The following is a 648-nucleotide window of genomic DNA, read 5'->3' on the forward strand; positions in this document are numbered from 1 at the left end:
TATTAGACTGCCTAGCCAATCTAACACTTATTTAACAATACTAGGTTGCTAGCCACTTTATCCTGTTTCCGCAGGCTGGCTAATTCTGAAAGGAGGTGAACCGATCGTTAAAGTAAGAAACATTTATTGACGATTCTTTTATTTAAGTAGCTATGCTACCTACCGGAACAATAGGACTCGAACCTATACCGACGGTTTTGGAGACCGCTGCTCTACCAGTTAAGCTATATCCCATTAACACTCACAAACCTGTAGAAAAAAGAGAGAGGAATTACACCCCATTTCTTTTAGTTTGAGAACGTCTGATTTGTGAGTGATCATTGCAAACTACATAGCGCTATCTTGACAAGTGCTTTCGGCGTACGTCTACGTGTAAGCTTAATGCCAAGTTTATTGCAATATTTGCTACCTAGACTAAACGAGACAGAAAGAACTGGATTTTCCACATCCTTATTCTTTATTTTTTATAGGTAGCCTCAAAAGATAAGCGAAACGGAGCTAAGATAGGTAATGCATGCCTTACCCTCGTCTCCTTATCTTTCGACACTACCATAATAACACCTAAATATTGATAAAAACCGCCAACTTTCCGCCAAAAAACCGCCAAAATTTTATTTATAGGCAATTATTTTTCCATTTCGATAAGCT

The 648-nt window shown here is 38.3% G+C and carries 1 tRNA gene; it reads right to left on the reverse strand.

The features are described 5' to 3' along the window. Positions 1-162 precede the first annotated feature (162 nt). Positions 163-234 (reverse strand) — tRNA-Trp (locus KQI94_RS16210). Positions 235-648 lie beyond the last annotated feature (414 nt).

The organism is Enterococcus sp. S183_ASV_20, assembly GCF_018919685.1.
GTDB lineage: Bacteria > Bacillota > Bacilli > Lactobacillales > Enterococcaceae > Enterococcus > Enterococcus faecalis.